This window comes from Lysinibacillus sp. RS10, from assembly GCF_041956855.1.
Taxonomy (GTDB): domain Bacteria; phylum Bacillota; class Bacilli; order Bacillales_A; family Planococcaceae; genus Lysinibacillus; species Lysinibacillus xylanilyticus_A.
Map to the genome: position 1 here is coordinate 3,337,104 of NZ_CP167122.1, position 26,802 is coordinate 3,363,905.

Genomic DNA, 26,802 nt, shown 5'->3' on the forward strand with positions numbered 1-26,802 from the left:
TACTCTCTCCTTTTTTGTTCAATTTCCGTGACAACTACATGAGGCGCCTTCCTTCAACAACATTTCAACAGGAAGGTGGAATTTCAGTTTATTTGAAAGCTTATTTACTTAGATAGACTGCTAATTAGAGCTTGACGTTCATTCCAAGTCATTGGTGGAACAGAAGATTTACGTTCAACCATTGTTATAGCACCATCTACAGGACAGACGATTGAGCATAAATTACAGCCTACACAATCTTCCTCTCGAACTTTCAGCATTGGTCGACCATCTTCTGAATATAAATCGATACATTGATGCGAAGTATCTTCACATGCAATATGACACTTATTACAGTTAATACAAACATCGTTATTAATTTCAGCCACGATTTTATAATTTAAGTCTAAATCACCCCAATTGGAGTATCTAGAAACTGAGCGTCCTACTAAATCCATAACAGAGGCGATTCCTTTATCGTCTAAATAATTATTGAGTCCATCAATCATATCCTCAACAATACTAAAGCCATGATGCATCGCTGCTGTACAAACTTGAACGCCCGTAGCTCCCATCAATATAAACTCAGCAGCATCTTGCCAGTTGGAAATACCACCAATGCCCGAAATAGGAACATTAATTAATGGATTACGAGCACACTCTGCAACCATATTGAGTGCAATTGGTTTCACGGCAGGACCACAATAGCCTCCATGTGCACCCTTTCCTGCTACATGAGGAACTGTATTCCATGTATCTAAATCGACACCGGCTAAACTGTTAATTGTATTAATCATACTAACGGCATCTGCTCCACCTCTTGTGGCCGCTTCTGCTGTTACTGTAATGTCGGTAATGTTTGGCGTTAACTTCACAATGACTGGTGTTTTCGCTGCCTCTTTCACCCAGTACGTTTGCTTTTCCACCAACTCAGGCACTTGACCAGAGGCAGAGCCCATTCCTCGTTCTGCCATCCCATGTGGACAACCAAAGTTAAGCTCAAGGCCATCGACTCCCACATCTTCTACTCGTTTAACAATCTCATGCCATTTTTCTTGTTTTGGCTCCACCATTAAAGAAGCGATGATTGCGTGATGTGGAAACCTTTTTTTCGTTTCATAGATTTCTTGTAAATTTACCTCTAACGGTCGATCCGTAATCAGTTCAATATTATTGAAGCCAGCTACTCTTTGTCCGTTAAAACTAACAGCTGCAAAGCGTGAAGAAACATTTAAAATCGGATCCCCTAATGTTTTCCATACAGCTCCACCCCACCCCGCTTCAAATGCGCGTTGTACTTGATAACCTGAATTCGTTGGTGGTGCTGAGGCAAGCCAAAATGGATTCGGCGATTTGATGCCCGCTAAGTCAATGCGTAAGTCTGCCATATTAGTTCCTCCCTTATGCAATCTCACTTGGTTTTATCAATTATGCCTCGGCATAATTGTGTCTGGAATCGGCTTTGTGCTAGCACAAAGAACTCCTTTTCGATTCCGTGACATCCGCCGGAGGCTTTAACTTCTTTCAGCCTGTTGAAAAGTAGCTTAAATCTGCATTCATCTCACCACCTATAGAGGTGGGAGACTTCCGCTGAAAGAAGTTAAACGTTCATGGATCTTATATGCTGCGTCTTTTCCTTGCTGTACAGCTGTAACTACCATCGCCTCGCCCTGTCCATTTCCGAAGACGACATCTCCACATGCAAATACTTTGTCATTCGAGGTTTGCATTGTCGTTTCATCAATATTCACAACACCATTTGTATGCTGTAAACCAAAAGCTTCGATCAATGACACAAAACGTGTTTGACCAATTGCCTTAATGACAGTGTCCACTTCAATAATAAAGTTGGAGCCTTCAACTTCCTCAGGTCTTTGACGACCATCTGCCCCCGCTTCACCGAGCTTCATTTTTACACATTCAATGCCTACTACCTTGCCTACCTCATTACCAATAATTTTTTTCGGTGCTGTTAGCCACTTAAATTCAACACCATCTTGCTTGGCAAATTCATATTCGAATTTGTATGCAGTCATTTCTTTTTGTGTTCTTCTATAAAGAATTTGAACATTGTCAGCACCTAAACGTACAGCACATGTAGCACCATCAATCGCGGTATTTCCGGCTCCAATAACAGCTACTCGCTTCCCAACTATTTCTTTTGTAAGCGTTCCCATTTTTGTATTCCTAACAAACTCGATGGCATCATTTACGCCATCTAGCTCTTCCCCTTCAATGCCCAAATTCGGTACAGCTCCCATACCAACCGCCAAAATAATACTATTATATTGCTCTAAAATCTCATCCGCAGAAATATCAACACCGACAACTGTATTCGTTTTGATTTCCACACCAAGCTTTTCAATTTGCTCGACTTCCCAATCAACGACTTCGTTTGGTAGGCGGAACGACACAATACCATAGCTACCTAAACCACCAGCTTTCGATTCAGCTTCATAGATTGTGACAGCATAGCCTAAACGACTAAGTTCACGAGCTGCAGATAAGCCAGCAGGTCCTGCACCAATAATCGCTACCTTCTGACCATTACTTTGCCCTTGCTTAAATAGCTGAGTATTTGTTTCCATTGCCCAATCTGTTGCATAGCGCTGTAACTCTCCGATTTTAATTGGCTTTGTTGAGGAATTTAGCACACACGCCCCTTCACATAGTTCCTCCGTTGGACAAACTCTTGCACAGCTTGCACCAATTGGATTTGCTTCTAATATAGTCGTAGCAGAGCCCTTCATATTACCAGAAGCAATTTTTTTTATGAAATTTGGGATTTGAATACTCGTTGGGCAAGCTTTAATACATGGTGCATCATAGCAATACAGGCAACGATTAGCTTCCTCCATTGCCTCATTCTTTGTCATCTTGCTCGTCAATTCCACAAAATTACGTCTTAGCTGTATGGCCATTGGATTTTCTTGAATCGGAACCATTTCCACATCCCCCTCATGTGTTCATCTTTTCCGTAAAGTAATTTACGAAACCGATTGCTTTGTTCTCCATCCAAAGCAATCGGCCATTCGGTCATAAACTGAAAGAAGAAGCTAAATGTTTAGTGCTTCTGCAGCTGCTGTTTTTAATGGACGTTTTATATATTGCCCACTACCTAGTACACCAACAAATTCTTTATTTTTAATGACATACTCGCCGCGTACGAGTACACTGACTGGTTCGCCTGTTACTTCCCAACCTTCATATGGGTTATAATCCACATTCATATGGTGCGTTTTAGCCGAGATTTCTCGTTTTGCCTCTGGATCAAAAATAACGATATCGGCATCTGATCCGATGGCAATTGTTCCTTTTTGAGGGAATAGACCAAATATTTTTGCCGCACTAGTAGAAATCATATCGACGAACTCATTGATAGAAATTTTTCCTTTTGCTACACCTTCTGAATATAAAATACTGAAGCGATCTTCAATAAAAGGCCCACCGTTAGGAATTTTAGAAAAATCATTTAATCCTAATTGCTTTTTGCCCTTAAAACTAAACGAGCATTGATCAGAGCCAATCGTTTGTAGCTGCTTCGCTTTTAGCGCATTCCATAAATGTTCCTGATGGTATTTTGGACGAAGCGGTGGGGACCAAACATATTTCGCACCCTCAAAGCCTGGTTGTGCTAAAGCAGATTGATCTAAAGTTAAATACGGTGGACAAGTTTCACCATAGACGTTATAGCCCTTTTCACGCGCTGCAATGATTTCGTCTACTGCCTCTTTACAAGTTACATGAACGACATAAAGAGTAGCGCCGGCGATATGGGCTAACTCAATCGCACGTTTTGTCGCTTCGCCCTCTAACTCAGCTGGACGAGTGAGTGCATGATAAATTGGCTCCTTATGACCTGCACGTCTAGCCTCTTCTACAAGCTCATCAATAACAGAACCATTTTCACAATGCACCATCACAACAGCACCAAGGTCTTTCGCTATTTTAAACGCCTTGAAAAGCGTGCGATCTGTCGCTTGAAATTCTTTTGCATAAGCCATAAAAACCTTTATGGAAGTAATACCCTCTTGCTCTAAAATTTGCGGTAATTCAGCTTCCGTTTCAGGGGTTAAATCACCAATCATTAAATGGAATCCATAGTCGATGGCTGATTTTCCTTTCGCCTTGTCATGCCACTTTTCAACGGCAGCTGAAAGTTTTTCTTCACCAGCAGTTAAGCAGAAATCTAAAATTGTGGTTGTCCCACCGAAAGCTGCTGCAATGGTACCAGATTTCCAATCATCATCTGTCACTGTATTATTAAATGGCATATCTAAATGTGTATGCGGATCGATTCCTCCTGGCATCACATATTTACCAGTAGCATCAATAATTTCTGCCCCTACGTCCGTTAAGTTTTTGCCAATTTGAACAATTTTTCCTTTCTCTATTAAAATATCTGCCTCAAAAATATCCGCAGCCGTCGCTACTCGTCCACCTTTAATAATCTTCTTCATGCTGCCCCTCACCCTTCGTAAAATAATGGAAAATGTACTTCACAATGTAGAATTTACAATACCCGTCTTAATTTAACGTGTATGTCTCGCCCATACTGAACTTTGTTTGCAGCGTTAACACTGTTTCCAGTAGTACGTCTGCTCCTTTCGCACAATCTTCAAATGTTGTTTCCTCTTCCTCACAATGACTCTTACCATTAATACTTGGTACAAAAATCATCGCCGAAGGTACGATACTTGCAATATATTGCGCATCATGCCCTGCCCCGCTAAACATTCGATGAGCAGTATAGCCGAAGCTTTGACAAGCCCTTTCCACCTCATTACAAATCTTTGTATCAAAATAGACTGTTTCCCTACCCCACAGCTTAACTGGCTTAATGCTACAACCCATTTCTTCTGTAGGAAGATTATTCAGTATGTCCTCAACCTTTTGCATAATTTGTGGGTTTTGATGACGTGAATCAATCGTAAAAGTCACATTGTTTGGTATAACTGTATGAATATTTGGAGAAACATTCACTCGACCAAAGGTAAACACTAACTGTTCATCAATTTTTCCGAGCTCTTCATGTAAATGCGTCATAATTTTCGAAGTCACAATCATTGGATCTTGACGCATGGACATTGGAGTTGTCCCCGCGTGATTGGATTGACCTGTAACCTTAATTTCATAACAAACCATGCCTAAAACACCTTCAACAACTCCTATTTCCAGTTGTTTCGCCTCTAAAACTGGTCCTTGCTCGATATGCAATTCAATATAAGCAAGTGCTTCTTTTAAGCGATTTTCTTGATCTCCCTCATAGCCGCTTGCTTGCAATGCTTCTTCGAAACTAGTGCCCTTTTTGTCGACAGATTGCAGCATCTTTTCTTTTTCAAATTTGGATGAGATGACGCCAGAGCTCATCATTGCTGGATCAAAACGAGCACCTTCTTCATTCGTAAAATTAACAATCATTAACGGTATATCTAGCTCAATCTCGTTTTCCTTTAACGTTCTAATTGCCTCTATGGCTGTTAAAATGCCCAACACACCATCAAATTTCCCACCCTTTTCAACGGAATCTAAATGCGATCCCATGACAATTGGCGGGACATCCTTTTTCCCAGGTAGAATGGCATAAATATTACCCATATCATCGACTTTAATATCCATCCCTAATTCTTCACAACACTCACAAAAATAGTTTCTTGCTAAAACATCTTCATTCGAAAGAGATAAACGGGTTACGCCACCATTTTCAGTAGCTCCAAATTGACTAAATTGTTCAATTAACTCTTGCAATCGTCTACTATTACACTTATACATATGCAAGTCCTCTCTTTCACAGTAGTTAATACACATTCTATAAGAGATAAAAATGATGAGATATGGATAGCAAACTAAAAAAATATGTGCATCCGCACATAATATATGGTAAGTTATGTTCATAATAAGGGGGGGAAAAATGGGGACGATTCGCAAAATTGTAGAGGGAGTTCAATTCCCAATGCTAACATTAGTAGCCGGACAAAGCGGAACATATCGAAGAGTTACAGGGATTAACGTAGTAGAAAGCATCGATTTAATTATGTTTTGTAGACCTAATGAATTAGTTGTGACTACAGGTATTAATTTATCTTCACAAGGAGACTTAGAGCAGCTTGTTAAACTAGCTTTCTCTAAAAAAGTAGCAGGTTTCATTATTAATACTGGTCCATATATTCCGGAAATACCAGAATCAGTCATCACATTTGCCAACAAACATGATTTCCCTATTTTTCAAATGCCATGGAGTTATCGAATAGCAGATCTATTAAAAACAACATTTCAATTTATTTCCAACCACCATCAAGAGCTTTCCATCGAAGAAAAGATTCTCTACAACTTACTTTTTCACTACAAACAAAACGCCCACTATATTAAAGATCAATTAACACTGTTAGGTTTTCCACAAGGTAGAGAATTTGCCATCATTTCATGCACAACAAATGGTGCACAAGCTAGTATTGACCGTTATGAGGTCATGATTCAATTTGCATTTCAAAATAGATATAAACGCTTCTTAAAACTAAAGCATAAAAATCACCTCATCTTTTTAATCGACAGAGCACAAATCAATACACCAAATACTCCCTTCTCAAAAATCGTTGAAGAAATATACGACAAAATAACGCAAAAAAATGGTTACTTGGATATTATCATTGGTAAAGGAAATTATCATAAAGAACTTGAAAATGTTCGCAAGAGCTATGATGAATCATTAACAGTAATCCAATTAGCAAAACTTCATAACAACCGTTTCCTATACAAATATAAAGAAATTGGTGCCTATAAAATAATAATGGCCGTGCAAAATCAAACATTAATCAAATCCTATAATCAAGACATCTTAGGTCAGCTTTACCGCTATGATGAATTGCATAACACAGATTATGTACAATTTTTACGCATTTTTCTCGAGGAAAATGGTAGTACTAGCAAGATTAGCGAACGCCAATTTATTCATCGCAACACAGTCCTTTATAAACTAAAAAAAATAGAAACGCTATTAGATATGGACTTAAGTAACCCATTCACAAAAACAAATCTCTATATCGCATTTTTGATTGAAGATGTGTTGACGCATCAATAAACGCAATTATATCTATCTGAATTTTCGATTAATACATTCACCTTCTAAATCACTTTATGCATTCATATAAAGTACAAATGGGGTCGACTTTGCATTTTGTTGCCTCATATAGATGAATGTTTGCAAAACTAATTGTTTAGGAGGATTGAACCTTAGTGGCAAATTTAACAGGTCAAAACTGGCAAGTCAAAGATGAGCAATATGTTTGGCATGCTATGAAGCCCTATAATCCGAATGCAACGATGATTGTTGAAAAGTCAAAAGGAGCTTGGATTACAGACATTGGTGGGAAACGATACCTCGATGCAATGTCTGGTTTATGGTGCGTAAATGTTGGTTATGGACGTGAGGAAATTGCAAAAGTGGCTTATGAGCAATTACTAGAAAATACGTATACACCTTTATCGGTAGGTCATATACCTGCCATCCAATTGAGTGAAAAAATTAGTGAACTTCTAGGCGATGATTATGTCGTATTTTTCTCAAATAGTGGCTCTGAAGCAAATGAAGTTGCATTTAAAATTGCACGACAATATCATCAGCAAAAGGGCAATGCTAGCCGCACAAAAATTATCTCTCGTTATCGTGCGTATCATGGTAGCTCTATGGGCGCATTAGCTGCAACAGGACAAGCTCAGCGCAAATATAAATATGAGCCATTTGCTCCTGGATTTATTCATGTTTCGCCACCTGACTCTTATCGTGCTAATGAAGATCCTATCAAAAGTAACGATCCTACTTCATTACCATCTGTGCAGGCCATCGACAATGTGATGACTTGGGAGATGTCAGATACTATCGCCGCTGTTATTATGGAGCCTATTATTACAGGCGGTGGTGTCATTATGCCACATGAAAATTATTTACGAGGAGTACAAGCTGTCTGTGAAAAACAGGGTGCCTTGCTAATTGTCGATGAGGTAATTTGTGGTTTTGGACGTACTGGAAAAGCATTTGGCTTCCAAAACTATGGGATTCAACCGGATATTGTGACAATGGCAAAAGGCTTAACGAGCGCTTATATGCCTCTATCTGCCACAGCTGTACGACGTGAAGTTTATGAGGCGTTTGCAGGTAGCGAGGAGTATGACTTTTTCCGTCATGTCAACACGTTTGGTGGCTCTCCAGCAGCCTGTGCGGTTGCATTGAAAAACATTGAAATTATGGAACAGGAAAATCTATTTACACGCTCTGCGGAAGTGGGATCTCTTCTTCTATCTGAATTACAAGAGCAGTTAAAAGATCACCCATATGTAGGTAACATTCGTGGCAAGGGCTTATTAATAGGTATTGAGCTTGTAAGCGATAAAAATAGTAAGACGCCACTTGATATAGCTGATGTCAACAAGGTGATTAGCTTATGTAAAGATCAGGGATTAATTATCGGCAAAAATGGAGTCACTGTTGCGGGCTTTAACAATATCCTAACACTGTCTCCTCCACTGATTATCACTTCGGACGAAAAAGATTTTATTGTGGAGAAATTGACGACTGCGTTAAACACACTTCTACAACAGCCATAAAGTGAACTTTTAATCAGTGGGGTTTTTTCATCCCCACTGATTATTAGTTTTCACCAATCGGGTAAACGCAGGTCTTAAAAGTTACTTAACTAAATATGTCTAACTTTTTTGGGTCAGATCAATGGTCACCAGTTTTTTTGAGGGAATATCAGTAATCTTTCTTGTTTTGTGAATCCTTTTTTTCTACTTTTTTCACTTCAGTTGTTTTTATTTCAAGAAAATCCGCTTCTTCCCCAGCCTCCATACCATAGCTAGGATTTCGGTCTATACGATTATAAGGATCCAGGTCATTTGTATCAAGAAGATCTTCATCCTCATCAAATCGCATAACAAGAATCGGTAACGATATTAGTCCGGCTAACCCAATGAATGCATAAATCCATCGTGACAATACCGCAGTTTGTCCACCAAACAAATAGGCAACTAAATCAAATCCAAAGAATCCAATGAATCCCCAGTTGATTGCTCCAATGATGACTAACACTAAAGCGATTCTATAAACTACGCTCATGTTTACACCTCCTTCATTTGTAGATACGAAGCCAGTATACAGGTCCATTTTTCACATGTATAAAGCGTTCGATTTGCAGAAAAAAACTGTCATAACAAGTGATAAAATTACAAACACTTATTGTAATTAAATTGCCCATTTTGACGGTCTTATTTTTTGCAATAACCGCTTTTTTATACAAAAGGCTGACTAGGCTAAGTCTTTACTACAAACAAAAGAAATGTTAGTGAATCACAGATATTGAGCCACTCTTTAATGACTCATCACCGTAGCATTAGCTGATTGCCGTTCCGACTGGGCACATTTCCTATAGACTATCGCTTTTTCGCTAAATATAGTTCATTAAATTCCTTGATTTTTGACATGATGATGCCTCCATATTGTTGATGAGCCACCATCATTCTTGCTCTTATGGCTTTGCGAATTCTTTCGTTAACAATTATCGTAACTTTTTTCAAATATTTTATATATTATCAGAAAAAATCCTAATTTTAGAATAAAGTGTGATATATTTACATAATACTCTATTTTTAGAGTACCTTATTAAACCTTTCCATCAGCACCCTTACTAAAAACTGAAGGAGAGGGATTAGGATAGGAGAAAGAATGAATGATGAAAAATAAAATTAAAAAAATCAACCTGTTATTTTATTTTTTTATCGTACTTATATTTACTTTTACACAATTCAACTTAACATGTCATGCGACAGAACAATCAGAACCTATAATATTGGGTAAGCATTATGATATTTTTCGTGACCCGTCAAAAAAAATTACGATAGAAGATATATTAAGTGGTACATATGACAATTCCTTTGTCGCTAGTAAAGACAATTATTTATCTTTTGGGCATACGAATGATACGATTTGGCTACGGTTAGATGCCGATGAAATATTAAAGGATAAACAGGAGTCTTACTGGTTAGAGGTAACAGACAAATTAAATAGCATTGACATGTTTTTAGTGAAAGAAGATGGCTCCTATAGTGTTCAAAAAAGAGGCATAGCAAATATTGATGAACAAAAAATTCATTTTCGTTCTAATTTATTTGAAATCGAAGATCCAACCGTCAAAGAAATTTATATAAAATTAGATGGACAATTACCATTAAATACAATTTCTTATCTTTTCACAACGGATAGCTTTGCCAATAAGATTATTGACTATAAATTTTTAACAGGGATTTTTTATGGATTCTTAACCGCATTATTAATCTACAATTTATTTCTATTTTTTTCGTTAAAAGAAAAAGCTTACTTTTACTATGTTTTGTATATGTTTAGTTTTATTCTCTATCAAGCTACTTTGAATTCTTTAGATATTGAACTAGTAGGACAACTTTTGCCTAAATGGTTGTTAATCAAATCCGCAGCCATAAGTGGCAATATATTATTTTTATTTATGATTCTATTTAGTAAAGAGTTTCTAGAACTAAAAAAATACTTACCTCGATTCCACAAAATAGGAAATATACTATTAGGGATCACGATATTTTCTTTAATTACTTCATTTATCATCCCTGATGTTGCGATTGCAAATAATTTCACAAGTATTTTTGCTGTAGTTGTCTTTATTTTTCTTTGGTTATCAGGAATATTTGTGTGGTTAAAAGGCCACAAAATGGCTAGATTTTATATAGTCGGTTGGACTGTTCTGCTTGGTTCCATCATTGTACAAGCATTCGCTTTTTTAAATATTATTCCTTTCCATCCAATTATATTTGAGGCTGTTCCTGCAGTGGGTGCTATTGTCGAAGCTATATTTTTGTCATTAGCCTTAGGCGATAAAATTAATATAATAAAAAAAGAGCATCAGGAAATGCAACAATTGCTCACTGAAACGCTCGAACATAAAGTAAAAGAACGAACACAAGAGCTAGAAAGTGCAAAACTTGACCTTGAAAAATTAGCAAATACAGATCGTCTTACTCAAATCCCTAATCGTGTAAGGTTAGACTATGTGTTAGCGGAAGCTATAGAACATGCCCAACATCATGACGCTCCGTTCTCTATAATTCTACTAGATATTGATTATTTTAAAGAAGTAAATGATGAGTTCGGCCATCAAGTAGGCGACTTAGTTTTAATGAACGTAGCCGAGATCCTGCAAAATACGATTCGACCGCAAGATACAATTGGAAGATGGGGTGGTGAGGAATTTTTAGTTATTTGCCCTCAAACTACACTAGATGTTGCTGTTAAGCTTTCTGAAAAGCTTCGTCAACGATTAGAAAATCATCAATTCCCTGTCGTGCACCGAAAAACTAGTAGCTTTGGTGTAACTAGCTATGGAGATGGTGATACACTAAATACTTTATTATTTAGATGTGATAAAGCTTTATATCAAGCAAAAGAGCAAGGCAGAAATTGTGTTGAATTTTTAATAGATGATGTCCCTGTCTCTATTAAATAAAGACGCGTCAAAGACAGTCATTTTGTCTTGACGCCTTTTGCTTTTCGCTTTTTGCTTTTCGCTCCGCTCCCTGCACTCTTTGGCCAACCGTTACTTTTTAGCTAGATTCTATTCTACGAAAAACCCCTTTTAGCAGTTTTGCCAAAAGGGGTTTCATCTATTTCTGCCAATTATTAAGTTCCTTTAACAACTCAGGTAGCTGCAATTTTTTCACATCAATCGGTGGTAATGCCTTGATAAACTCCTTACCGTACGACTTTGTTGAAATGCGGCGGTCTAAAACTATAAAGGCTCCTTTATCTTGTGATGAACGGATCAAACGACCAAAGCCTTGTTTAAAACGCATGATGGCTTCCGGTAATGATAACTCATTGAAGGAATTAAGACCTTGTGCAGTAAGGTGTTTTGCTCGCGCCTTAAATACAGGCTCTTCTGGCGAAGAAAACGGTAAACGAACAACAATAACCGATGCCAGTGCGTCACCTGGAACGTCCACACCTTCCCAAAAGCTGTTTGTACCAAAGAGTACCGAATGGCTAAACTTTTGGAATGATTTCAGAATTCGCATACGGCTACCACCCGTAACGCCTTGTGCAAAAAGCATATAGTCATCCAGGAGTTCACTATCTTGAATAAGTTCTACTGTTTTGCGAAGCATGTCCTGCGCCGTAAATAAAACGAAACAACGTCCTTCAGTCATCCGCACCGTACGGGTAATGGCTTGGGCAACCGCTTCAATATATTCATCCTGTGACACATGTTGAATATCAGGCATGTCCGTGACAATAAATGCTTTCGCTCCTGCATAATAGGCTGGTGGTGCTTGAAGCTTTATTACCTGCACACGATCAGAAATACCAAGCTGACGGGTCACAAAACGTTCATTGCCCGGCACAGTTAAAGTCCCTGAAGTCCAAACAATACTTGCCTGCTTACGAAGTGGTGCAAGTACTTTTTCGATAATAGGCGTGACATTAACAGGCTTTTTAAAGACATGCAAGCTTCCAGGAACACTCCGTAAATCAAATTCTAGCCACACTGAATTATCATCTTGTTGCGATAGGAAAATTTCCTCCCACTCAGCGATTTTCACCTTCAATTCACGGATCCAATAATGCCATTCTGATAATATATAGAGCTCGTTTTTATCTAATTGCTCAATATTATTTTCAAAGGTATGACCTACCTCTGTCGCAAGATCAAGCCACTGCTGTGTGAGCTTACTCACTTGCAAAAGCGGTTCTTTTGCTAACGATACATCCTCTAAAAACAAAGTCCTTTTGCTACTAGCTTGTTTCCCTTTTATTTGTTGCTGCATTTTTTGCACAGCTCGCTGAATGGTTTCATCGAATGTCCGTTGTAGGCGTATCAATTGTGCATCTAGTCGTTGTAAACTTTGCATAGGAACACGTTGTTTTTTCTTAGCTGCCTGACTGAATTGCTGGAATAAAGCCGTTTCCTCCATCGTTCCGATTTGGCCGAAAATATACTTCCACTGCGTATAAGAGAATACAATTTCATCTTGTTGCATGGCGGATTGTACAAATTGATGTGCTTCATCAATAATCCATCCATCGATTTGTGTAAAAATCGGAGTTTGGCGGACTAAATCACTGAGTACCATAGAATGATTGGTCACAATACAATCGGCAAATTCACTATTTTTTAACGCTTGCTCATAGAAATCAAAGCCCCTTGAAGGTTTTTCATCAGGCATTTTTCGGATTTTCTCTAAAAATAACTGTCCGCCACCAGAAACATTGAGCTCACTTAACACACCTGTTTCTGTTTTAGTAAGCCAAACGAGAATCTGTAAAATCGTAAAGGTATCGTCATAGGATTCATCTGCATATGCCATACATTGCTCAAAACGTGTAAGGTCAATATAGTGCTGCATGCCCTTTAGAACAGCAATATTTACTTTAGTGCCAAGGATTTTTTCGATCTTGGGTAGCTCTTCTTCAACAAGCTGCTCCTGCAAGTGTGACGTATATGTGCTAATCGCAATTTTTTTATCGACTGCTCGAGCATACAAAATCGCAGGAAGTAAATAGCCTGCTGTTTTACCAATACCTGTTGAAGCCTCAATAACGCACTCTCTTTTGTCATTTAACGCCTGCCAAATAGTGTCCATCATCTCGAATTGTGCAGGTCGTTGCTCAAAATTCGGCATCGCCTTTGTCATTAATGATATTTTGTCAGCTGCCGTTTGTGGGTACGCTACAATCTCTGCATTATTTGTATACTTTTTTCGTCCATCACAAACAGCCAAATTGCGGTAATAGGAGACATTTTCATTAGTAGTGACATGCTGTCGTTTAATTTGAAGCGCCTCGAAGAACAGCTGGGATAAATTTGATTTTAATCTGAATGAACGTTTATGCATTTGTTCAAGCGTTAGCTGCGGGAGACAGAGTAGCTCCTTCCAGCAACGTATAAAGAGCTCAGCTGTTGCACGGGCATCATCGTCTGCTCGGTGTGCGTTTGTTAGCTCTATATTTAAATCAGCCGCTAAATCACCTAGCTTAAAGCTGAGTGACATCGGGAACAATATTTTGGCAAGCTCAACCGTGTCCATCTTATTACCCTGCCATTTCGGTAAACCAGCACGCTTGAATTCCGCTTGTAAAAAAGATAAGTCAAAATCCGCATTATGCGCGACAAATACACAGTCAGCAAGTAATTCATATATGTAGTCGGCATGTGCCTCGAACGGCAAGGCATCCTTTACATCCTCATCCGTAATATGCGTTAAATCCTGAATAAAAGTTGGAATGGATTTACCTGGATAAATAAACTTCGTAAAGGTGCGCTCAATTTTCCAATCTTTCATAATAACAATGGCTATTTGAATCATTCGGTCCCCATTTGCCGGTGAATGACCAGTCGTCTCCAAATCTACAATTGCATACTTTTGACTTTCCATCATACATCTCAACTCACAGTTCACATTAGATAGATGAATTTTAACATATATTTGGCTTAGCGGCATCCCTCTGCCATTGTTGATTGGTCATAAAAAAAGACTTCTGAACGATTACCAGGATTTATAGTAAGAATTTTTAATTTATATATAATATTTGTAAAGACATAGCCCATCACCATAACGTGTGGTTGATTTCCGTTCCGACTGGGCGCTTTCCTGGGGGCGTCCGATGAGCCGCTTCACTCGCGTTGCTCGCTCCAGGGTCTCATCTGTGACGCTGATCCCCAAGGAGTCGCCCAGCCTCCACTCCAATCAACTTATTTACAAGCATACGTCTTAACAAATGTCATCCACAACTCTTGGTGATGAGCCAAAAACATATACAATTTAAAAGGTACAATTAGGGGGGATACTTCAGAAATGAAACAAATTTTTGCGTATAAAAATATAGAACAGTATCAAAAGAATATACAAACAACTCAATATTTTGTTGATAAATTAGAGATTTATCGTCAACTATTAGAAAAAGAATATGAACTTCATGATATTCCTAAGGCGATTGTATGGACTTCAGAAGAAATTGCGACAAATATCTTTTCAAATGTACCTATTCCTGCATATACAAATAAAGATAGTATCTATATGAATCCGAACCTTGAGGATTGGAGACAGTTATTTTTAAGACAATTAGAAGATCAACAACATTTGGAGATAGAGAAATACTATAAAACGATTAGTAATGACCATATTTTTTGCATTTTAGCCCATGAACTAACGCATCATTCGGATTTATTTCTCGATGAATTTGATGATGATCGAATGGATAGCATTTGGTTTGAAGAAGGAATGTGCGAATATTTATCAAAAAAATTAACGCTCAATGAAAATCAATTCAATGAAATTGCAAAGATTGAGTTAGAATTGATTCATTTGTTTAAAGATAAATATGGAGAACATTCATTAGATGATTTTGGTACTGCTAGTTATGAATCTGAAAGTTTAACTAGTATTATGTATGACTACTGGCGTAGCTTCCAAACCATCAAATTCTTAGTGGAGGAACGTTCAAATAACAATGTGCATCATGTTTTTGAAGTTTATCATCGCTGGAACAAAGAAGGAAGAAAGGTATCTTTAACGCAATATTTTAGTTTGGAAAACTTTTTAAATACACTTTAATGCTCATGTGGCAAATCAATGACACTTAGAATCAGTAGTGTCCATTCTTCATTGTTAGATTTTCATTACAAATCTCTGATATGCCTTCTCTTTAACAATTTTTTGACATAATAAAAAGTGTACATCATTAAAATAAATTTAGTAATGTACACTTTCAATATATTAAGTTATAAAGTAGTATCCAACTTTATCACACTACATCACCGTTGCTTCTGGCTCATAGGATATCATTTCTTTAATCGTATTACCTTGTCCCATAATGGCAACCGTAGGCTTATGATCCTTTGCCTCTTCGTTGTCTACATACACATAAGAAATAATAATCACAATATCTCCACATTGTACTAGACGTGCTGCTGCACCGTTCACACAAATAACGCCTGATCCACGCTCCCCTGCAATAATGTAGGTTTCAAAGCGTGCCCCATTGTTGTTATTGACGATATGGACCTTTTCATTCGGAAGCATACCTACTGCATCTAAAATATCCTCATCTATTGTTATTGATCCAACGTAATTTAAATCTGCTTGTGTCACTGTAGCACGGTGGATTTTACTATTCATCATCATTCGCAACATATTATAATCCTTCTTTCACATTAAAGATACAATTATCAATTAAACGAGTTTTACCCATATATACAGCCGCTGCTAACAGTACTTGCTCCGTTTCAGCCGTTATTGGTGTTAAGTCTGGATACGCTAATAGCTCAAAATAATCTATTTCTCCGTGTGTACGTGCTGCAATGTGATTCTTTGCTTTAGCAAGTGCATTGACTGCATCACCATTCGCTAAAAAGCTGTGACGAGCAAGCTGCAGTGCTTCATTAATTGCTGGTGCCTCTTTACGCTCTACTTCACTTAAATAGACATTACGAGAAGATTTGGCTAAGCCGTCCTCTTCACGCACAATTGGCACTACTCGCATGTCCAAAGGGAAATTAAAATCGCGTACCATCGTAGCAATAATAGCAACTTGTTGTGCATCCTTTTGGCCGAAATAAGCTCGTGTCGGCTGTGTTAGTTGAAATAATTTTGATACAACCTGTAAAACGCCATCAAAATGGCCTGGACGGCTCGCCCCGCAAAGGATTGTTGCTTGTTCACCCGCATGAATACGAATACCGCCATCGTGAGGATACATTTCTTCAACACTTGGTGCGAAAACAATATCTACACCAACAGACTCTGCCAAAGCAGTATCTCGTGGCAAATCACGCGGATAGCTTTCAAAGTCTTCATTTGGCCCAAATTGTGTTGGGTTTACAAAGATACTCATAACGACTAAATCATTTTCGGCACGGGCTGTTTTTGCTAGCGTTAAATGACCGTCATGTAAATACCCGATACGAAAAACATATACATTTCTTAAAAAAATGTAGACATCTCTACTGTGACACAACTTATATCTTCCGACTTTCGTATTTGTGTCTTCCTTATTCTCCGAGTCTGGTTTCGCAAAACGCTACTACCATTTTGTATGACTCTCCAAAGGCTTAAATTCCGCAGTATCGTTGCGTACACATCTAAGGCTTAGTTTCAGTTAAGCTTCTTAGATTGAATAATTTGCTAAGTTAATGCTTGCGTTCAAATCTCTATCCATCTTTAATCCGCAAGAGCAGATAAATAATCTGTCTTTCAGTCTCAAATCGGATTTGACTTGTCCACAAGAAGAACAAGTTTTTGATGATGGAAACCATCTGTCGGCTTCAATAAATTCAATTCCGTATTTTTTACATTTGTATTGAATTTGCCGTTTGAATTCATATAACTTCTGCCCGGCTACCGCCTTCGCCAGATGTTTGTTTTTCATCAACCCTTTTACATTTAAATGTTCCATTACAATACGAGATGGCTTGGTTTTCACGATCTCATTAGAACACTGATGTAAATGATTTGTTCGGATGTCGTTAAGTCGCTTATATAAATTACGAATTTCAGTGTTTTGTTTTTGAATATTTTTCATATTCTTTAAAGGTATTTTATAGATTGGCTTTCGTTTTTTAGTATACTCTTTCGTGTTGGCTTCAAGCTTACGAGCTAGTTGTCGTTGTTCTCGCTTCAACTTTTGCTCTAATCGTTTGACTTCTTTGGTTTTGTTCATGTTCTTTTTGAACTCACCATCAGAACAAACTGCCAATTTTTCGATACCCACATCAATTCCTAAACTTTCGTCGGTCAAATCATATGGCTCAAATTCTTGCTCAAACCCAATGGATAAGAACCAGTTTCGTCCGTCAAACGAAATGCGTGGATTCGAATATTTATGACTTTTTTTAAGCTTAGGAAGCGCATTGCAAGTTTTTACACTACCAATCTTTTCTCCTCTAAAACCTTCATTTGTTCGTTTTAAACTTTCGTAATTTACATAAAAACTAACTTTACTTCTTCGTCTGCTTTTGAACCTTGGCTTTTCAGTCATGCCTTCGAACCAACGCTTTCTAGCAATATCGGCATCTTTCACCGCCTGTTTCATCACATTGCTTCCGACTTCCTTCAGCCATTTATGCGTTGTTGGTTTCAGCTCGTTATTGATTTTCTTACGAACTTCGCCCTCTTTGACTGTACGCTTCTCGTCGTTATAAATACGTTCGCTTTCAGCCAAGAAATAATTGTAAGCCCATCTCGCAGTCCCCGCAGACTTCCAAAACAAAACCTCTTGTTCTTTAGTTGGTTTTAGTCTGATCTTTGTCCCTAGCGTGACAACATTTACACCAACACGTTTAGCAAATTTTCCAATGGACATTAATTCCATGCGTACCACCTCTCTTTCAATATGATAAAATCACTTTACCCTATTTAGAGAGGTTGTTAACATTTTTTAAATTTGTATCTATTTTTCTTGTTCACACGAAGGCGCAACCCTTCATGCAGTCTTTCTCTCACGAGTAGACCTCTTATGCTTTCACATAAGCGCAGACTATATCTTCATCTTATTTTCTAATAAGAGCCACATTTTTCTTCCGCCATTCGCTTGCGGTTTTACTCTCCCTCAAGGAGATAGTCGTTGAACGTCTTCCTTGTCTCATTAGAGATTTAGGAGTTCGCTGCTAAACATCCATTGCCAAAGCACTTAGCGCCACCGTTTTCCGTTGTCACGATGATCCTTTACGGACACTGAGTAATTTTTTTCAGCTTATGCCATCCTTGTTGTTTTTTCTGCTTTCGCACCGTTACGTCTGCCGTTTCCAGCTCCGCTTTGGTCACAAGGCTTTAGGAGTTAAAAGCAATTAACGTGGAGTTCGCACCAATCGCTTGATACGAAGGGTATTCTGTTATAAATCTATACTTCTATACAGGTTTGTATAGTTTTGTCTAAATTTGTTGTAACAGTTTAGTTACCCATCGTCGGAACAAGTCCAATTGTTTTTTGAGCTTGTTTGGCTGCTTGGATTTCTACGGTTAGTGCTTGGATTGTAGTTACGACTTTCATTACTTTACGCCCCCATATAGCTGATCCAATGCTTCCTCTTTCATTGTGAAGGAATGCTTCGGTGCTGGGAATGTGCCTGCTTTTACCGCTTCTACGTAACTAGCAATTCCACTGCTTGCTTCTTGGCCCATATTAGCAAACTGTTCCACAAATTTCGGTACATGATGTGAACCGTAGCTTAGCATGTCATGATAAACCAATACTTGTCCATCAGCCTCTACACCAGCACCAATACCAATCGTTGGAATAATAAGATTAGCAGATACCATTTCTGTTAACTGATGTGGAATACATTCTAAAACAACTGCACAAGCACCAGCCTCTTGGCATTGTTTCGCATCTTCGATAAGTTTCGTTGCCTGCTCAGCTGTTTTGCCCTGTACTTTGTAACCACCAAGCACCCCTGCCGATTGTGGTAATAAACCTAAGTGTGCTACCACCGGAATGCCCGCCGACGTTAATTTACGAATTACTGGAATAACATCTCCAGCACCCTCTACCTTAAGTGCATCGGCTCTCGTCTCCTGCATCATGAATACTGCCTTTTTCAACGTTTCGTTTACATCACCGTGATACGAACCAAATGGCATATCAACAACAACAAATGTGTCCTTTGCTCCGCGCCTTACTGCTTTTGCATGATGAACCATGTCCGCTACTGTTACTGGCATTGTAGAGTCATAACCTAGTACGACCATGCCTAGTGAATCTCCCACTAGAATCATATCGACGCCTGCATCCTCGGCAAATTTTGCAGCAGGGTAATCATAGGCAGTGAGCATAACGATTTTCTCACCTGCTGCCTTCATCTTTAAAAAATCTGAAGTCGTTTTCATTGTGTAGTCCTCCTTTTTTAAGGGAAGAAAACAGAAAAACCCCTCTGTACCTAAAATGGACAGAAGGGTAGTGTTTCGTTCGTCATCAAAAATACCTCTTGTCTTGAATTTTGATAAGAGGCCGTATCTTGATTTTTCATAGGCATACACAATCCAATTCTTTGAGAGAATAGCCTATTTCATTGAATCAAGTACTATTTTTGAACGCTTGTTTTCTTCCGTCCCTGTCATTAAAAGATCAAGGCAGATATTTATTGTAATAGGTCTTACGCTTTTGAAGGTGCCGTTCACAAAAGGATACTGCCCTTCAGCACATACTATAACAGATTCCTCTAGTAATCTTCAAATATTATTTTCTAATAATGACGCCAATTAATTTATTGTTCATTAAAAAAAGTATCAAAAAATTGGTTTTTGTTACTATTTTAAAGACATGATCGTCACTTTTAATTTCCGGAGCGTACTTATTTATAAAATTTGACAATTCAATGCAATATGTAATATACTTCCACCATACTATACGATATATAATATAAGACCCTGTATAGGTATTACATTGTGAGGTGAGGAAAATGACATTTCAACTTGGCTCAGCTTTACTTGACGCTTGTGTACTTGCCATCGTCGATAAAGAGGATGCTTATGGTTACTCATTAACACAGCAAGTACAATCTGTGATGGATATATCAGAATCTACGCTGTATCCAGTATTACGTCGTTTACAAAAAGCAAATTATTTAACAACCTACGATCAGCCCTATCAAGGTAGAAATAGACGCTATTACCAAATTACCGAGCAAGGTCGAATTCGATTACTGGAGCTATTAAAAGAATGGCAACTGTATAAAGAAAATATCGATTGTGTACTTTTAGGAGGGAAATATAATGAATAGAGCAAGCTATTTGAAAAAGCTACGGGGGAAATTACAACGTCTTCCAGCGCATGAGATTGATGCTGCGCTTGCCTATTATGAGGAATATTTCGATGAAGCAGGAGAAGAAAACGAGCAGCAGATCATTCAACAACTAGGCTCCCCTTCTCATGTTGCATCACAAATAATGGCGGACTCTGCATTAAGGGATTTAGATGAAACCTCGACTTCGACTAAGAAGAATGTGACTGCTATTTGGCTCATCATTCTAGCAATACTATCTGCCCCACTTTCAATACCGTTATTGGCAGTTGCTATAGCACTTATTTTTTCATTTGGTGTAGTCATTTTCAGCGTTGTCTTAGCTATTATTGCAACTGTCCTTAGTATCATTTTCGGTGGAATCGTTGCACTTATTTCAGGCTTCTTCATTTTAACGGAGGACTGGCCGACAGCATTACTCTTTATGGGTGTTGGCTTTATTGTTACAGGTCTAGGCATCTTACTTTTCCCAGTCGTTGCTCGTTTTATTAAAAAAATAGTCGTTATTTGTGTTGAAGCACTAGCTAGACTATTCCATAAAATAACGAAAAAGCGGAAGGAGGGTTACTAATGATGTCTCGACATACACATATCGCTATGACTATGATTGCTTTTGGCATATTGTTAGCTCTAGTTGGTTATTTCTCTGGTGGAAAATGGAGTTTTGTGTTAACTGATGAAGGCATCCAGGTACCCAAGAACAATAATCTAGTAAACCATTCTTATGAACTAGATGATTTTACTAGCATCAATATTGTCAATGACTATGGCGATGTTGAAATTGTTACTAGCGATCGTTATGCCTTAGAAACGAATGTTGTGGAAGATGATGATATTACGTACAGCATTAAAGATAATACATTAACTATCGAAACGAAGGGTAAGAAAAAAAATGATCTACAATTAGGGTTTGGTAGCTTTAATACTCCTTCCATCACAATCTATGTTCCTAAAGATGTGACATTGAAAATCGTTGACATCGATAGCAATTTTGGAGATATGACCATTCGTGATCTAAACTATCAGCAGTTAAATCTGATTGAAAATTATGGAGATATACTATTTAAAAACACTACTGGTGATAAAACAGAGATTACTCAATCGTTTGGTGATATGAAGCTACAGCAATTTTCAAGCAATGGCTTCGTTGTCGAAAGTGAGAATGGTGATATTAACATCGATGGTACATTAAAAGGTCAGTCCACTATTACGTCTAACTTTGGAGATACTACACTTGACTTGCAAAACAAAAAAAGTGAAATTGGCTATGAATTAAACACGGACTTTGGGGATCTTACAGTTGATAAGAAGGAACAAAACGGCAATGTATCACAAGAATATAAAGGGGACAACCAGCTAAAAGCAACAATTTCACATGGTGACTTAATGTTAACGTTGAAATAAAGTGAGCATCGGCAATTTAGATGATAGAAGTGGTTGTTCGTCGGTTGGACTCTTATTTGCGCCGCTAAAGTTTGTTGTTCCGCCGGTTGGACTCTCTTTTGCGCCGCTAAAGTCGGGGGGGCCGCCGCTAAAGTTTGCTGCTCCGCCGGTTGGACTCCCTTTTCCGCCGCTAAAGTCGGGGGGGCCGCCGCTAAAGTTTGCTGCTCCGCCGGTTGGACTCTCTTTTGCGCCGCTAAAGTCGGGGGGTCCGCCGCTTGTACTCCCTTTTCCGCCGCTAAAGTCGGGAATTCCGCCGCTTGTACTCCCTTTTCCGCCGCTAAAGTCGGGGGGTCCGCCGCTTGTACTCCCTTTTGCGCTGCTAAAAACTCTTACTATAAATTGCATTGAACACGAAAGAAAGCTGCAAGATTCATAATGATTCTTGCAGCTTTTGGTTTATAAAATTTTTATATCTCCAGCGTAAATTGTTCGGACTGTGCCATCATCTTGAATCAGCTGTAGTACACCTTCATCCGTAACTCCACTGGCAATGCCTTCAAAGCGTCCACGTAAAGTTGTCACTTCAACACGTTGCCCAATGGTACATGACATTTGTTCCCATAGCTTTTTAATGCTAGCAAAGCCCTCTTTCACGTATAATTCCGTAAATTGTTCTAAGTATTGTAAAATAGATGCGACAAGGGCTGCACGATTAATTTCTTCACCCGCTTCTAAGCGTAAAGATGTTGCAATATTCGCAATCTCAGGTGAGAAATCTGATTCGACTTGGTTTGCATTTATACCGATGCCTACTAGTAGTGCTTGAACAAGATCTGCCTCAGCCTGCATTTCCGTTAAAATACCTGTGCATTTCTTACCTTTAATGAGTAAATCATTGGGCCATTTAATGGCTGGCTCAACATGTTTATATAATGTTTTAATAGCCATTGTAACCGCAACTGCTACGACAAGCGTATACGATGAAGCTTGCTGAGGACTCACGTCAGGTCTCACGATAATGGTCATCCAAATACCTGTACCTTTTGCAGACTCCCAAGGACGCGCCATACGACCACGACCAGCAGTTTGCTCCTCACCGATGATGATCGTGCCATGTGGTGCACCTTCCTGTGCAAGCTTATGGGCAATTGTTTGTGTTGAATCAACAACATCAAAATAGTGAATTTCACGCCCAAATCGTTCTGTATTTAAAAAGAGCTCAATTTGTGTTGGACTTAAGCTATTTGGCACACCCGTAAGTACATAGCCTTTTTTCTTTACGGTTTCAAATGTATAGCCTTCCTCCTGTAGCGTCTGCATATGTTTCCATACAGCTGTTCGTGATACGCCAAGAGAATCTGCTAGCTCCTGACCTGAAACTGCTTCACCATTAGCAGCTAATATTCTTTTTAAAATTTCATCCTTCATGGAAATACTCATGTTCAAATCAATCCTTTAGTAAGTTCTACTATTCTCATCCTCTTATTAGTAATAATCATACTGTAAATTATGACAATTGACTACAAGCTATCATCAAATATCTTTCAGCTACCAATTATCCACTTTTTCCCTATATTATGTCGGATCGTTTTCTCTTTTATTAGGTCCTTTATGCGTAAAAGCCCATTCAATAATATGGTCAATTATTCTGTCAAATCAATTTCGCACTGAAGTCTTTCAATCGCTCTTATTAGTTCACCTTCAACTGTATCTGCCTGCTCACTATTTGGAACATAATTTCCCCAAATATATTTAGCTTCTTCAAAGTACTTCATAACACCCCCCATAAAGATTCTTTAATCGGTTTCCAATCAGGATTTCTTTTATCTTCAATTCTAGGCTTTCTAACATGATGACTAAATCGCTCTTCTGAGACACCCAAACGAAAATAATTTGCTTGTGCCTCTACCAAAGAGATTTTATTAGCCCCCTCTTCATCTATATTTACTTTCTGAAAAGGATCATCCTCCCAAAAACAAATTGGACAGATGTCGTAATGGCCATCACTATCAATTGTTTTATATCCACAACACGGACAAGAATATTTCATATAATCACCAGACTTTCAACTCTATTTTAACATTACATCGAAAGATAAAGTTCCGTTAAAGGTTCGCTGAGTAGAACCAACTTTGTTACTAAGGTCAAATACACAGAGAGGAGTGTATTTGTTTTTACTCTTAGTTAGTTTTATCCATCTACTAACATGTTGTGCTGTTTATATTTGGCGAAAAAATAGAGCATCAATTAATAAGGAGCCGTCTCATGCATTTTTTGAGACGGCTCCTTGTCATACAGAAATATTCATTCTTTGTTGAAATATTCATGTGCGATCCAATTCTTTATCGCTTGTCGGTCATTTTGAAGCTCGCCATTCACAACCGCTTCAAGCATTGCCTGCAACGCTTCTTTTACCCAAGGTCCACCCTTTTTTCCAGACCATTTTAACAAGTCCGTACCGTTTACAAGTAACGCCTGCTTATGCCTAATTGGAAGCTTTGTCTGTATTTCCTGAATACTTTGCTGTGGCATTTGAACATCTAACTGTCTAAGCTCTGCAAAATAACAAGCTACCTCTAGTTCCTGTTGTGCATACAAAAAGTAATCCATATTCGTCCAGCCACTTTTTAAAGCTTCTAAAGCAGCTAAAACAGCTTTTACAAACGCCATCTCCTTATTCGATAAACGATAGCTGCCTAGCACCTCTCGCCATTGCTCACCCTGTAACAATGCAAAATATGCCCAGCCTAATAGCTTGTCCTGAACGTTAAACTCACGCCAGTGATTCGCTTGAAAATGACCATTTAAATAGGCTGCTAAGCCACTTTCCTCTAACTTTTGAATGCCATTAAAAACATCTTTCCCTATCCATAACTTATCGAGCTCTGCCTTTATGCGCTCTTTCGCAATCCAAGAAATATCCGCAGCCTTGATCTGCATGGCTGCCAACGTTTCTGATTCAATCACAAAACCAAGCTGTGCTGAAAAACGCACAGCTCGTAGCATTCGTAAAGCGTCTTCTGTAAAGCGTCTCTGTGCATTTCCAACAGCACGGATGACACCAGCCTCAATATCTTGGCGCCCTCCGTAATAATCAATAAAAGTACCATCACGGCGCATCGCTATGGCGTTCATCGTAAAATCACGGCGCTGTAAATCTTCTTTCAGCGAACGTACAAATTGCACTTCCTCTGGTCTACGATGATCAATATAATCTCCATCTGTGCGATATGTCGTGACCTCCACAGGTCCAGCTGGCACGATTACAAGTACCGTTCCATGCTGAATTCCTACATCAACCGTATGATTAAAAACAGACTTTACCTCTTCTGGCATGGCATTTGTTGCAACATCTACATCGTGGGCAGGACGACCGAGTATCGCATCTCGTACCGCACCACCAACGACCACGGCTTCAAAGCCAGCGTTTTCAAGTTGTTCAATAACTGAATAGGCTGCTTGCCATTCTTTATTGTTTTGCATGATTTCTTTCAGCAACCTTTTCGTACAATTTTTCATATTGTTCTACAATTTTAGATGAGTGGAATTTTTCATCAACAGCACGGATAGCTGCTTCTCGGAACCGTTGCAATTTCTCTTCATCATTCAATAGATTCACTGCATATTCTGCCACTGCATCTGTATCTCCTAATTCCACAATAAAGCCGTCTACTTCGTGATCAATGACTTCTGGAATACCGCCAACAGCTGATCCAATACAAGGTACACCACAAGCCATTGCTTCAAGTAAGACTAGCCCGAATGATTCCTGCTGTGAAAGTAGTAATTTAAGGTCACTTATAGCATACAATTCAGCCAAGTTTTCTTGTTTACCTAAAAATAGAACATCTTTCATATAGGGACTTTCCTTTACTTGATCCATGACACGATGCTTTTCTGGACCATCACCTACAAGCAATAGCTTTACCTTCATGTTTTCACGAATTTTCATAAAGGCGTCAATAATATGCGGAAGATTCTTAATTTTACGGAAGTTAGATACGTGAATAATCACTTTTTCATCTTCCTCAATTCCAAATTGTTCCTTTAAGATTCCTGGATTGCGTGGGAAGTATTCACGTTCATCAACAAAGTTGTAAATCGTAGTAATTGGTTTTACTGTATCAATAAGCTCGTATGTTTGTTGCTTTAATGCCTCTGACACTGTCGTAACAATATCAGATTTGTTAATGCCATACTTAATCGCCTGTGAAAGGGTAGAATCCTGCCCAAGCACCGAAATATCTGTACCATGTAACGTTGTGACAATACCAATGTCACGTCCACTCATTTCTCGTGCTAAAACCGCACAAACAGCATGTGGTATTGCATAATGTACATGAAGCACATCTAGTTCTTCATCCTTAATCACGTCCGCCATTTTACTCGCTAATGCTATATCATATGGCGAATATTGAAATACTGAATAATTATTAACTTCTACTTCATGGAAAAAGACGGTTGGATAAATTTTGTTCAATCGAAATGGTACGCTTGAGGTGATGAAATGAATTTCGTGTCCTCTCTCTGCAAGCATTTTTCCTAATTCTGTTGCAATTACACCAGAGCCTCCAACTGTTGGATAACAGGTAATGCCGATTTTTAGCTTTCTCATTCGATTATCATC

Annotated in this window: 23 protein-coding genes; 7 read left to right on the forward strand and 16 right to left on the reverse strand. The window is 38.5% G+C overall.

Translation table 11 applies throughout. The features are described 5' to 3' along the window. Positions 1-104 precede the first annotated feature (104 nt). From preA to ACB089_RS17080, 4 genes are all read right to left on the reverse strand, one after another. Positions 105-1,367, reverse strand: coding sequence for an NAD-dependent dihydropyrimidine dehydrogenase subunit PreA (gene preA, locus ACB089_RS17065; protein ID WP_374967461.1), 1,263 nt, complete (start codon positions 1,365-1,367; stop codon positions 105-107). 180 nt (positions 1,368-1,547) lie between these two features. Continuing rightward, a complete protein-coding gene (locus ACB089_RS17070) occupies positions 1,548-2,924 on the reverse strand; it encodes an NAD(P)-dependent oxidoreductase (protein ID WP_374967462.1) in 1,377 nt (458 codons plus the stop codon). A gap of 111 nt (positions 2,925-3,035) precedes the next feature. Further along, entirely contained in the window at positions 3,036-4,439 is a 1,404-nt protein-coding gene (gene hydA / locus ACB089_RS17075; protein WP_374967463.1) for a dihydropyrimidinase, read from the reverse strand. A 67-nt stretch (positions 4,440-4,506) separates the two neighbouring features. Then, positions 4,507-5,751 carry a Zn-dependent hydrolase gene (locus tag ACB089_RS17080; protein ID WP_374967464.1) on the reverse strand — a complete coding sequence of 415 codons (1,245 nt, stop codon included), beginning with the start codon at positions 5,749-5,751 and terminating at the stop codon, positions 4,507-4,509. Positions 5,752-5,890: 139 nt separating this feature from the next. Here ACB089_RS17080 and ACB089_RS17085 point away from each other — a divergent pair, with 139 nt between their 5' ends. Both ACB089_RS17085 and ACB089_RS17090 read left to right on the forward strand, forming a co-directional pair. Further along, positions 5,891-7,057, forward strand: coding sequence for a PucR family transcriptional regulator (locus ACB089_RS17085; protein WP_374967465.1), 1,167 nt, complete (start codon positions 5,891-5,893; stop codon positions 7,055-7,057). A gap of 155 nt (positions 7,058-7,212) precedes the next feature. Continuing rightward, a complete protein-coding gene (locus ACB089_RS17090) occupies positions 7,213-8,580 on the forward strand; it encodes an aspartate aminotransferase family protein (RefSeq protein WP_374967466.1) in 1,368 nt (455 codons plus the stop codon). A 148-nt stretch (positions 8,581-8,728) separates the two neighbouring features. Here ACB089_RS17090 and ACB089_RS17095 read toward each other — a convergent pair whose 3' ends face one another. Then, the gene (locus ACB089_RS17095; RefSeq protein WP_374967467.1) at positions 8,729-9,091 is read right to left on the reverse strand and encodes a DUF378 domain-containing protein; all 363 of its coding nucleotides are present in this window, start codon (positions 9,089-9,091) and stop codon (positions 8,729-8,731) included. A 610-nt stretch (positions 9,092-9,701) separates the two neighbouring features. Here ACB089_RS17095 and ACB089_RS17100 point away from each other — a divergent pair. Continuing rightward, the gene (locus ACB089_RS17100) at positions 9,702-11,504 is read left to right on the forward strand and encodes a diguanylate cyclase (protein ID WP_374967468.1); all 1,803 of its coding nucleotides are present in this window, start codon (positions 9,702-9,704) and stop codon (positions 11,502-11,504) included. A 157-nt stretch (positions 11,505-11,661) separates the two neighbouring features. Here ACB089_RS17100 and dinG read toward each other — a convergent pair whose 3' ends face one another. After that, complete coding sequence (dinG, locus tag ACB089_RS17105; RefSeq protein ID WP_374967469.1) at positions 11,662-14,433, reverse strand: ATP-dependent DNA helicase DinG; 2,772 nt, start codon at positions 14,431-14,433, stop codon at positions 11,662-11,664. A gap of 417 nt (positions 14,434-14,850) precedes the next feature. Between dinG and ACB089_RS17110 the strand changes: the two genes are divergently transcribed. Continuing rightward, entirely contained in the window at positions 14,851-15,609 is a 759-nt protein-coding gene (locus ACB089_RS17110) for a hypothetical protein (RefSeq protein WP_374967470.1), read from the forward strand. Positions 15,610-15,804: 195 nt separating this feature from the next. Here the strand turns inward: ACB089_RS17110 and panD are convergent, their stop codons facing one another. The 5 genes from panD to panB form a co-directional block, all read right to left on the reverse strand. Continuing rightward, positions 15,805-16,188, reverse strand: a complete 384-nt coding sequence (gene panD, locus ACB089_RS17115) for an aspartate 1-decarboxylase (RefSeq protein ID WP_374967471.1) — start codon at positions 16,186-16,188, stop codon at positions 15,805-15,807. A 1-nt stretch (position 16,189) separates the two neighbouring features. Then, positions 16,190-17,011, reverse strand: a complete 822-nt coding sequence (gene panC, locus ACB089_RS17120) for a pantoate--beta-alanine ligase (RefSeq protein ID WP_374967472.1) — start codon at positions 17,009-17,011, stop codon at positions 16,190-16,192. A gap of 150 nt (positions 17,012-17,161) precedes the next feature. Continuing rightward, on the reverse strand, positions 17,162-18,364 hold the full coding sequence (locus ACB089_RS17125) for an RNA-guided endonuclease InsQ/TnpB family protein (protein WP_374967473.1): 1,203 nt from the start codon (positions 18,362-18,364) through the stop codon (positions 17,162-17,164). A 579-nt stretch (positions 18,365-18,943) separates the two neighbouring features. Next, positions 18,944-19,042, reverse strand: a complete 99-nt coding sequence (locus ACB089_RS17130) for a pantoate--beta-alanine ligase (protein ID WP_374967474.1) — start codon at positions 19,040-19,042, stop codon at positions 18,944-18,946. Continuing rightward, entirely contained in the window at positions 19,042-19,878 is an 837-nt protein-coding gene (panB, locus tag ACB089_RS17135) for a 3-methyl-2-oxobutanoate hydroxymethyltransferase (RefSeq protein ID WP_374967475.1), read from the reverse strand. Before panB ends, ACB089_RS17130 begins: the two co-directional genes overlap by 1 nt. Before the next feature lie 572 nt (positions 19,879-20,450). On the opposite strand from panB, the gene ACB089_RS17140 reads away from it, so the two are divergent. The 3 genes from ACB089_RS17140 to ACB089_RS17150 are packed head-to-tail and all read left to right on the forward strand — an operon-like array spanning position 20,451 to position 22,196. Then, a complete protein-coding gene (locus tag ACB089_RS17140) occupies positions 20,451-20,771 on the forward strand; it encodes a PadR family transcriptional regulator (RefSeq protein ID WP_374967476.1) in 321 nt (106 codons plus the stop codon). Next, complete coding sequence (locus tag ACB089_RS17145) at positions 20,764-21,363, forward strand: DUF1700 domain-containing protein (protein ID WP_374967477.1); 600 nt, start codon at positions 20,764-20,766, stop codon at positions 21,361-21,363. Before ACB089_RS17140 ends, ACB089_RS17145 begins: the two co-directional genes overlap by 8 nt. After that, a complete protein-coding gene (locus ACB089_RS17150; protein ID WP_374967478.1) occupies positions 21,363-22,196 on the forward strand; it encodes a DUF4097 family beta strand repeat-containing protein in 834 nt (277 codons plus the stop codon). Before ACB089_RS17145 ends, ACB089_RS17150 begins: the two co-directional genes overlap by 1 nt. 435 nt (positions 22,197-22,631) lie before the next feature. On the opposite strand, the gene ACB089_RS17155 is transcribed toward ACB089_RS17150, so the two are convergent. The 5 genes from ACB089_RS17155 to bshA all read right to left on the reverse strand — a co-directional run bounded on the left by ACB089_RS17155 (position 22,632) and on the right by bshA (position 26,790). Beyond that, positions 22,632-23,615 carry a biotin--[acetyl-CoA-carboxylase] ligase gene (locus ACB089_RS17155; RefSeq protein WP_374967479.1) on the reverse strand — a complete coding sequence of 328 codons (984 nt, stop codon included), beginning with the start codon at positions 23,613-23,615 and terminating at the stop codon, positions 22,632-22,634. A 203-nt stretch (positions 23,616-23,818) separates the two neighbouring features. Beyond that, a complete protein-coding gene (locus ACB089_RS17160) occupies positions 23,819-23,950 on the reverse strand; it encodes a hypothetical protein (RefSeq protein ID WP_374967480.1) in 132 nt (43 codons plus the stop codon). Continuing rightward, positions 23,947-24,225, reverse strand: a complete 279-nt coding sequence (locus ACB089_RS17165) for a CPCC family cysteine-rich protein (protein WP_374967481.1) — start codon at positions 24,223-24,225, stop codon at positions 23,947-23,949. Before ACB089_RS17165 ends, ACB089_RS17160 begins: the two co-directional genes overlap by 4 nt. Positions 24,226-24,479: 254 nt before the next feature. Beyond that, a complete protein-coding gene (locus ACB089_RS17170; protein WP_374967482.1) occupies positions 24,480-25,658 on the reverse strand; it encodes a CCA tRNA nucleotidyltransferase in 1,179 nt (392 codons plus the stop codon). Then, positions 25,645-26,790 (reverse strand): N-acetyl-alpha-D-glucosaminyl L-malate synthase BshA, encoded by a 1,146-nt coding sequence (gene bshA / locus ACB089_RS17175; RefSeq protein ID WP_374967483.1) that lies wholly within the window; start codon positions 26,788-26,790, stop codon positions 25,645-25,647. Before bshA ends, ACB089_RS17170 begins: the two co-directional genes overlap by 14 nt. Positions 26,791-26,802 lie beyond the last annotated feature (12 nt).